We start from the raw sequence: 8675 nt of genomic DNA, 5'->3' as shown, positions 1-8675 counted from the left end.
CGNCCGGAAAACCGGAAAACCGGAAAACCGGAAAACCGGAAAACCGGAAAACCGGAAAACCGGAAAACCGGAAAACCGGAAAACCGGAAAACCGTCACATGGCCAGAGGGCCAGATCAAGAATAATTCTCATTAAATTCCGTTATTTGCACCGCATGAAACCCCACGCAGCCGCCGCGCACACTGCGCCTGTCACGCCGTGTCAGACCCGCCGCGCTGCTCTTTCCCGCGCGTCACATGGCGCCGGCTCTCTTCCCAGCGCGCGATGAAATCCGCCGTATCACCGTAATCCATGAACCCGGCGTAATGATCATGCGCCCCCTCCCAGCGCTCCGCATGCTTGATCGGGCACCAGTAAGCCTCGGTCCGCCCCGCCACTTCGCGCGCGTAGGAAATGACCCCGTTGGCATAGCCGCAATAGACGCAGTTCACCTTCTGGACCCAGTTCAGGTAGGGAAGCCGATGCCGGTCCACCTTCACGTGATCGCGGCGTCGCACCTTCGGGATGCCGTAGGCCGGGAAACAGATGTGCATGTAGACGGTCACGAACAGGTCCATCACCACGAACGCCACGATCACCGAGTAGATCACCGGTGCGGTCAGCACGTTGAGGGGGCGGATGTTGCGCACGTACTCGCCGAACGCCTGCCGGGCCGCGCGCTGGCGCCGGCGCACCTCCGCGTCGAAGATCAGCCGTCCCCGTTCCCACCGTCCGCCCAGTTCGGCCAGGCGCCGTTCGTATTCCGCTTCCAACGCCGCGCGCACCTCGCGCGCGTGGCTCCTCAATTCCTCGATGCGTCCGGACATCCGCGTCCTCCCGATCCGTCCTTTTCGGTCATATTGGGGCGCAATGCGGGCCGGGAGGCAACGGAAACAGTGAGTTTCAGTCTAACTCGTTGCGAGATTGGGGCCGAAACCGGCATAATCCAAGGCAGGGTCACCCGCGATTGTCCCTCGTAACATCTGTCCGGGTGGCCTCCTGTGAACGCCGGGGTCGCATGACCTTTTTTCTACTCTCCATGGTGTTGGTCGGCGTGACGATCTCTGTTGTGCGGCCCGCCATGGATCCCGGCAATCCCATTCCCGTCACCGGCGCCTCGCTTCGGCATATCACCCTGTTGGCAACTGCCTTCGTGGCCGTCGCCCTCGCCTTCGATGTCGCGACCGCCGCCGCGCTTGCGATCGCCTTCACCACGCACGAGGCAGGGCTCGTGCTGGGTCACCGGCTGGCGGGGCACGGGACCGTGCGCTACCGACTCGCGGCCCTTCCGCGCGGCGGCCCGGTGTCGCCCGCCCCACATGCCGACGACCTGGAGCAGTTCTTCGTGACGCTCATGGGTCCCGCGCTCGGACTCGCGCCGATGGTGCTGGCCTTCGCGCTGTCCGACCTCTTCGCCGACGGCGCGCTGCACCACCTCTTCGGGCGGGTCGCGTTGACGCTCGGCGCCTTCAATTTCCTCGCGCTCCTGCCGGTCTGGCCGCTGCCGGGCGGCACGCTCGTGCAGTTGATCCTCCGCCCGGGGCATCCGCGCGTCGGCAGCCTTCCGGTGGCCGCCATATTCGCGGGCCTCATCGCGTTGTCCTGGCATACCGGGTCGCCCACCCTGTCCTTCGTCACCGCCATCGGCGCGATGGCCTTCGCCATCCGGCCCGCGATCCCGGCCGACCGGCACCCCATGACGCTGCATCAGCTGGGTCTCGCGATCCCCGCCTACCTCGCCACGCTCAGCGCGTTCTTCCTGGGCGGCTGGTGGGTCCTGCTCTTCATCACCCACCCGCTCTGACCCCCTTTCCCTCGCCCCGCGCCCATGCAAGTCTCGCCCCGAGCCCCGGGGAGGACGACATGGCCATCAAGACCTGCATATTCGATGCCTACGGCACGCTATTCGACGTATCCGCCGCCGCACGGGAGGCCGCGGCCGAGCCCGGCAACGAAACGCTCGCCGAGACCTGGCCCGCGCTGGCCGCCGACTGGCGGCGCAAGCAGCTGGAATACACCTGGCTGCGCGCGGTGACCGGCGAGCACACGGATTTCTGGACGGTCACGCAGGATGGACTCGACTGGGCGCTCGACGCCCAAGGGCTGGGCGGACAGGCCGAACTGCGCGAACGGCTTCTCGCGCTCTACTGGGAATTGTCGGCCTACCCGGAGGTCCCGGACATGCTCGCACGCCTGAAGGCCGAGGGCTTCTCCACCGCGATCCTGTCGAACGGCTCGCCCGACATGCTGGACGGTGCGGTGAGCTCGGCCGGGATCGGCGAATTGCTCGACGACGTGCTCAGCGTCGAGAGCGTGGGCATCTTCAAGCCCGCGCCGCAGGTCTACGAACTCGTGACGAAGCGCTTCGACTGCGCCCGCGACGAGGTCCTCTTCGTGTCCTCCAACGGCTGGGATGCCTCCGCCGCGGCAGGCTACGGCTTCTTCACCGCCTGGGTGAACCGCGCCGGCGACCCGATGGAACGCCTCGGCCACCCGCCGCACGAGATGCTGACCGACCTCGCCCCCATCCCCGATATCGCCAAGGGCATCTGATGACCGATCTTTCGCATTTCACGACGCCCGACGGGCTGCGCCTCGCCTATCGCGACGAGGGCGAGGGCATGCCGCTCATCGCCCTGCCCGGACTTACCCGCAATCACCGCGACTTCGACTTCCTCGCGCCGCACCTGTCCGGCGTGCGCCTCGTGCGCCCGGATTACCGGGGGCGCGGCGCGTCGGACCACGCGGACTGGCAGACCTACACGGTGCCCCACGAACTGGGCGACGTCGCGGCGCTCATGGACCACCTGGGTATCGCGCGCGCGGCCTTCCTGGGCACCTCGCGCGGCGGGCTGATCTCGATGGTGATGGCCGCCAGCAAGCCCGAGGCGGTGATCGGCGTCTGCCTGAACGACGTGGGGCCGGTGGTGAACGCTGAAGGGCTGAAGGCGATCGACGGCTACATCGGGCGCAAGCCCTTCGCCAAATCGCTGGACGAGATGGCGCGGCTTCGCCAGAAGACCGCGCGCGGCTTCGCCAATGTCCCCGAGGAACGCTGGCGCGAAGACGTGGAGCGCAGCTATGTCGAGACCGAAGACGGCCTCGACCTGCGCTACGACCCGGCGCTGCGTGAAAGCTACCTCGCGGCGATGGCGGCCGAGACGCCGGACCTCTGGCCCTTCTTCGACGCGCTCGCGGACAAGCCGGTCGCGCTGGTCCACGGGGCGAATTCGGACCTTCTGACCGACGACACCGTGGACGAGATGCGCAAGCGCCGCCCCGATTTGCGCTACGCCCGCGTGCCGGATCGAGGTCACGTGCCCTTCCTGGACGAGCCCGAGGCGCTGGAGACGATCCGCAGCTGGCTGGACGACTGCCGATGAACATCGAGCGTATTCGCGCGGCTGCGGACCGCATCCGCGGCCATGCCCGGGTGACGCCGCTTCTGTCGTCGCCGTTCCTCGACGCGCTCGCGGGGCGGCGGGTGTTCGTCAAGCCCGAGTGCCTGCAGGTTACCGGCAGCTTCAAGTACAGGGGCGGGCGTGCAGCAGTCTCGGCCCTGCCGGAGGCGGAGCGCGCCGAGGGCGTGATCGCGTTCTCTTCGGGCAACCATGCCCAGGGCGTGGCGCAGGCCGCGCGCGACTTCGCGGTGCCCGCGGTGATCGTCATGCCGTCCGACGCGCCGCGCCTGAAGCTCGACAACACGCGCGCGCTGGGGGCCGAGGTGGTGACCTACGACCGCGCGACGGAAGACCGCGACGCGATCGGGGCCGAACTGGCCGAGGCCCGCGGGCTCACCCTGATCAAGCCCTTCGACGCGCCCGAGGTCATCGCGGGCCAGGGCACGCTGGGGCTGGAACTCGCCGGCCAGGCGCGCGACGCCGGCATCGGGGCGGCGGAGGTGCTCATCCCTTGCGGCGGTGGCGGGCTGACCTCCGGCGCCGCGATCGCGCTTCACGAAGAAGCGCCGGGGATGCGCGTGCGCCCGGTCGAGCCCGAGGGGTTCGACGACGCCGCGCGATCGCTCGCCTCCGGGCGGCGCGTGTCGAACCCCCATCTCACCGGCTCGATCTGTGACGCGATCATCACGCCCAGCACCGGCGAGCTCACATTTCCCATCATGCAGGCGCTCTGTGGCCCCGGCCTTGCCGTGAGCGACGACGAGGCGCTGCGCGCGATGGCGCAGGCTTTCCTCCGGCTCAAGATCGTGGCCGAACCCGGCGGCGCGGTCGCCTTGGCCGCCGCGTTGTTCCACCCCCGCGCGCTCGAGGCCGATACGGTGATCGCGGTCGTCTCCGGCGGGAACGTCGATCCCGCCATGTTCGCCCGCGCGCTCGACACGCTCTGAGAGGAGACCCGCGCATGGAGTTCAGCCTCGCCTCGTTCAACGTGAAGAACCTGATCGGACCCGACCGGGAATACTACGAGTTCCAGAGCTACACGCCCGAGGAATACGCCTGGAAGCGCAACTGGGTGGCCAACCAGATCGTCGACCTCGACGCGGACGTGATCGGGTTCCAGGAGATCTTCGAGGAAGAAGCGCTCGTCGACGTGATCGAGGAAGCGTCGACCCGGGCCCATGCACTGAACCAGGCGGTCATCCCGGATCGGGGCAAGGCGTATCACCGCAAGGTCATCTTCCGAAAACTCGGTGTCGAACCCTATGACGAAGCCGCCCTGGCCTTCGCCCCCAACGCGGCCGACACGGGGCTGCCGGGCAAGCGCCGGCCGGGCGTGGCGGTGCTGTCGCGTTTCGGCTTCTCGGGCGACCCGGAGGTGATCCAGGATTTCGACACGCCGATCGAGATCCCGTTCCAGCCCCTGCGCGGGCTCGACGGCGACCTCGAGGCGGGCGGCTTCCTGCTCCACCGCCTGTCGCGCCCGATCCTGAAGGTGCGCATCCCGGTGGGCGGCGTGACCTTGACGCTGTTCAACTGCCACCTGAAATCGAAGCTCGGCGAATACATCGTGCCGCCGGGGGCCGACTACGCCCCCGAAGAAGACCTCACGCGCTACGACCCCGAAGGACGCGCGATGGGCGCCCTGCGCGCAGCGGTCCGCCGGATGGCCGAGGCCTGGGTGCTCAGGCGCGAAATCGTGGCCGAACTCGACGCGGGCAACCCGGTGGCCGTGATGGGCGATTTCAACGACGGCGAACACGCGGTGAGCAGCGAGATCGTCTCGGGCGAGGTGCCGTTCCGCAACTACCAGTGGATGCTGCGCCACGACGCCGAGAGCTATTCCGACCGCTACTCGGCCGACGAGGCGCGCGACATCGACGCGGCGGTCGAGCGGTTCCGGCTTCATTCCGCCGAGAAACTCTTCGTGCGCCGGTCCCTGCGCGACATGGTCTATACCACCGCCTTCGCGGGCGTGTTCGAGAGCATCGACCAGATCTATCTCAGCCGTCACTTCCACCCGGACAACGCGGCCCGGATCGCCGACATGGAGTATTTCTCGGTCCTCAACGACCACATCACCGACGGCTCGCACCCGGAAGCGCCCTACAACAAGCTCGCCTCCGACCACGGGCAGATCAAGGCACACCTGCGTCTGCGCGACCTCTAGGCGCCGGCGTCTCGCTGCCGCTGCACACAAGCCATATTGCGCGATCCGTTTCCGGCGCTAAACTTTCCGGCAGGCGACAAGAAACTCTGGAAAGAGCCCGATGCGCACCGAGGTCGACGGGGTTCCTGAACGCCCGGAGCGTCACGGCATGCTCCTGGGTCTTTCCAACGCCCTGCGTGAGCTGGGCGACCCGGTCGAGGTTTCCGCGCGGGCCAGCGAAATGATTGCCGACTGGCTCGAGGTGGATCGCGCCTATTACGTCGAGATCGACGATGACCTGGGGATCGCGACCGTGGCGCGCGACTTCGTGCGCGACGGCATCAAGTCCCTGGTCGGCGAACACGACGTGGCCGATTTCGGCTGGTCGGTGCAGATCCTGCGCCGGGGGGAATGCCATGTCGTGGGGGACACGCGGACCTCCGACCTGGTCCCCGACGACGCAAGGCCGGCCTCGGCGGCGCTCGAGATCATCGCCTGTATCTGCGCGCCCCTGATCAAGGAGGGCCGGCTGGTCGGCGCGCTCTGCGTCGCCGACTCGGACCCGCGCGACTGGCGCGACGAAGATGTCTCGCTCCTTCGGGATGCGGCCGACCTGATCTGGACCGCGGTCGAACGCGCGCGGGCAGAGGCGGCCCTCGGGACAAGCGAGGCACGCTACCGCACGCTGGTGGACTCGATGGACGAGGCGGTCTGCGTGTTCGAACGCCTCCCCCGGCGGCAGGATGGGCTGCGCGACTACCGCTACATCACGATGAACCCCGCCATGCAGGCCATGTTCGGCATCGCGGACCTGAGCGGGCAGTCGATCCGGGACAATTTTCCCGACGAGGCGGAGGAATGGTACGACGACTACGACCACGTGCTGGAAAGCGGCGAAGCGGTGCGGATCGAACGGGGCTCGGTGCCGCAGGGCATGGTCCTGGAGATGTTCGTCTCCCGGATCACGGATGACAGCCAACGGCGCCTTATGGCGGTGATCCGTGACGTGACCGCCCAGCGCCGCGCGGAGGCCGAGCTGCGGGCCCGCCAGGCCCGGGAAGAGTTCCTGCTGCGCCTGACGGACAGGCTGAGGTACCTGGATGAGCCCGGCGAGGTCATGAAGACGGCCTGTGACATGCTTGGCGCGTTCATGGGGGTCGACCGCGTCAATTACGTCGAGATCGACGGCGAAGACTGCACGACGGCACAGGAGTACCTTCGGTCCGACCTGCCACCGATGACGCCGATCTTCACGTCGCCGGGCTTCCGGCCGGACGGGGCGGATTCGCGTCACACCGGTCGATCGCTGGTGGTCGAGGACATCGAAGCGCAGCCGGGCGTGTCGCAAGAGCAGCTCACGGCCTACCGCGCGCTCGCCATCCGGGCCTTCATCTCGGCGCCCCTCCTGATGGACGGCCAGCAACTCGTGGTGCTCAGCGTCGCGAACGCCGCGCCGACCGTCTGGAGCCGCGACGAGGTCGCGCTGGTCGAGGAAGTGGCCGAACGCAGCTGGTCGGCCATCGGGCGCGCCCAGGCGGAGGCCGCGCTGCGGGCGAGCGAGCAGCGCTTCCGTGCCCTGGTCAACGCCACCTCGGAGGTCGTGTACCGGATGAGCCCGGACTGGTCGGTGATGCGGGAACTCGACGGGCGGGGTTTCATCAAGGATGCGCCGGAACCGACGACGGACTGGTTCACCGACTACATCCCCCCCGAAGAAGCGGACCGGGTAGCGAAGGCAATCCAGCAGGCGATCGACGGGAAGGAGACCTTCAAGCTCGAACACCGGGTCAAGCGGCCCGATGGTTCACTCGGGTGGACGCTGTCGCGCGCGATCCCGATGCTGGACGACGCCGGCAACATCGTCGAATGGTTCGGCGCGGCCAGCAACATCACCGCGCGCCGCGAGGCCGTGGAAGCGCTGGTCCATTCGCAACGGCTGGACGTCGTCGGGCGCCTGGCGGGGTCGATCGCGCACGATTTCAACAACCTGCTGACGGTGATCGTCGCGAACATCGAGATGGCGCAGATCCGCGGCGATGCGGAAACGCGCAACACCCATCTCGACAAGGCCATGCGTGCGGCCCAGTTGGGCGAGCGGCTCAACAACCGCCTGGTGGTCTGGTCCAAGAGCGGCCCGGTGCGCCCGCAGCTGGTCGACCTGAACGGCCTGGTCCGGCAGCTGGGTTCGATCCTCGATCGCGCGATCGGCGAACGCATCCGGCTCGACCTCGACCTCGCCCCGGACCTGTGGCCCGCCTTCATCGACCCGGCCTACGTGGACAGCGCCATCCTGAACCTCGCCGTGAACGGGCGTGACGCGATGCCGCGCGGCGGGACCATCAGCGTCGTCACGTCCAACGAGGCGATCGGCACCGGGAACGCGGCGACCGCCATTCCGGGAGATTACGTCTGCCTGTCGGTCGCGGACACCGGTGAAGGCATGGCGCCGGACGTCCTCGCCCGCGCGCTCGACCCCTTCTTCACGACGAAGGAACACGGCACCGGCGCAGGGCTCGGCCTGTTCAGCGTGCAGACGATGGTACGCGAATGCGGCGGGTTCCTGCAGATCGACAGCACGCCGGGCCGGGGCACGACCGTCCGCCTCTACCTTCCACGCGGCCACGGCGACGGCACCTCCGCCATCGAGACGCGCAGGAGCGAAACGGTCGCGGGGGACGGCAAGGGCGTGATCCTCGTCGTCGAAGACCAGGCGCCCGTGCGCGACGCGGCGCGCGAACGGCTGCACGCGCTGGGTTACGGGGTGGTCGAGGCCCGCGACGCGCACGAGGCGCTGGTCTGCCTAGAACACAACGCCGACATCCAGCTTGTCTTCACCGACATCGTGATGCCCGGCGAGTTCAATGGCCGCGACCTTGCCCAGAGGATCCTGACCGACTACCCCGGCCTGCCGGTCGTGATGACGACGGGCTACAGCGGTGCGCGGGTACCGCCCGATGACGACGATCCGACCGCCGGGATCGAGGTGCTGACCAAGCCCTACAGCCTGCATGCCCTGTCCCACGCCATCGCGCGCGCCATGCATCGGACCCGCGGGGCGCAAGGCGCCTGAACCGACCGGCGCGCTCATACCGCGTCCGCCGATTGGGCAATCGCGGGTCGCACCGCCCAAAATATGGGTTTTCGCCTTC

At 68.1% G+C, this 8675-nt stretch carries 7 protein-coding genes; 6 read left to right on the top strand and 1 reads right to left on the bottom strand.

Features of this window, described 5'->3' with window-relative positions; genetic code table 11:
- Positions 1–191: 191 nt before the first annotated feature.
- On the bottom strand, positions 192–806 hold the full coding sequence (locus tag GQE99_RS17430) for a hypothetical protein (RefSeq protein WP_161352923.1): 615 nt from the start codon (positions 804–806) through the stop codon (positions 192–194).
- Between the two features lie 191 nt (positions 807–997).
- Between GQE99_RS17430 and GQE99_RS17425 the strand changes: the two genes are divergently transcribed.
- From GQE99_RS17425 to GQE99_RS17400, 6 genes are all read left to right on the top strand, one after another.
- Positions 998–1783 carry a hypothetical protein gene (locus GQE99_RS17425; RefSeq protein WP_161352921.1) on the top strand — a complete coding sequence of 262 codons (786 nt, stop codon included), beginning with the start codon at positions 998–1000 and terminating at the stop codon, positions 1781–1783.
- Between the two features lie 59 nt (positions 1784–1842).
- Positions 1843–2532, top strand: a complete 690-nt coding sequence (locus GQE99_RS17420) for a haloacid dehalogenase type II (protein ID WP_161352919.1) — start codon at positions 1843–1845, stop codon at positions 2530–2532.
- Complete coding sequence (locus GQE99_RS17415; protein WP_161352918.1) at positions 2532–3362, top strand: alpha/beta fold hydrolase; 831 nt, start codon at positions 2532–2534, stop codon at positions 3360–3362. The genes GQE99_RS17420 and GQE99_RS17415 overlap by 1 nt, the downstream gene beginning before the upstream one ends.
- On the top strand, positions 3359–4327 hold the full coding sequence (locus tag GQE99_RS17410; protein ID WP_161352916.1) for a threonine ammonia-lyase: 969 nt from the start codon (positions 3359–3361) through the stop codon (positions 4325–4327). The genes GQE99_RS17415 and GQE99_RS17410 overlap by 4 nt, the downstream gene beginning before the upstream one ends.
- Before the next feature lie 14 nt (positions 4328–4341).
- Entirely contained in the window at positions 4342–5547 is a 1206-nt protein-coding gene (locus tag GQE99_RS17405; RefSeq protein WP_161352914.1) for an endonuclease/exonuclease/phosphatase family protein, read from the top strand.
- 100 nt (positions 5548–5647) lie between these two features.
- The gene (locus tag GQE99_RS17400; protein ID WP_161352912.1) at positions 5648–8596 is read left to right on the top strand and encodes a GAF domain-containing protein; all 2949 of its coding nucleotides are present in this window, start codon (positions 5648–5650) and stop codon (positions 8594–8596) included.
- The last annotated feature ends 79 nt before the right edge of the window (positions 8597–8675 follow it).

The organism is Maritimibacter harenae (assembly GCF_009882975.1).
Taxonomy (GTDB): domain Bacteria; phylum Pseudomonadota; class Alphaproteobacteria; order Rhodobacterales; family Rhodobacteraceae; genus Maritimibacter; species Maritimibacter harenae.
This window is presented reverse-complemented; position numbering and strand designations above follow the sequence as displayed.

Bases quoted from the DNA above. Each gene is read 5' to 3' on its own strand.
- GQE99_RS17405 (WP_161352914.1), top strand. From the start codon at position 4,342: ATGGAGTTCAGCCTCGCCTCGTTCAACGTGAAGAACCTGATCGGACCC.
- GQE99_RS17420 (WP_161352919.1), top strand. From the start codon at position 1,843: ATGGCCATCAAGACCTGCATATTCGATGCCTACGGCACGCTATTCGAC.
- GQE99_RS17410 (WP_161352916.1), top strand. From the start codon at position 3,359: ATGAACATCGAGCGTATTCGCGCGGCTGCGGACCGCATCCGCGGCCAT.
- GQE99_RS17430 (WP_161352923.1), bottom strand. From the start codon at position 806: ATGTCCGGACGCATCGAGGAATTGAGGAGCCACGCGCGCGAGGTGCGC.
- GQE99_RS17425 (WP_161352921.1), top strand. From the start codon at position 998: ATGACCTTTTTTCTACTCTCCATGGTGTTGGTCGGCGTGACGATCTCT.
- GQE99_RS17400 (WP_161352912.1), top strand. From the start codon at position 5,648: ATGCGCACCGAGGTCGACGGGGTTCCTGAACGCCCGGAGCGTCACGGC.
- GQE99_RS17415 (WP_161352918.1), top strand. From the start codon at position 2,532: ATGACCGATCTTTCGCATTTCACGACGCCCGACGGGCTGCGCCTCGCC.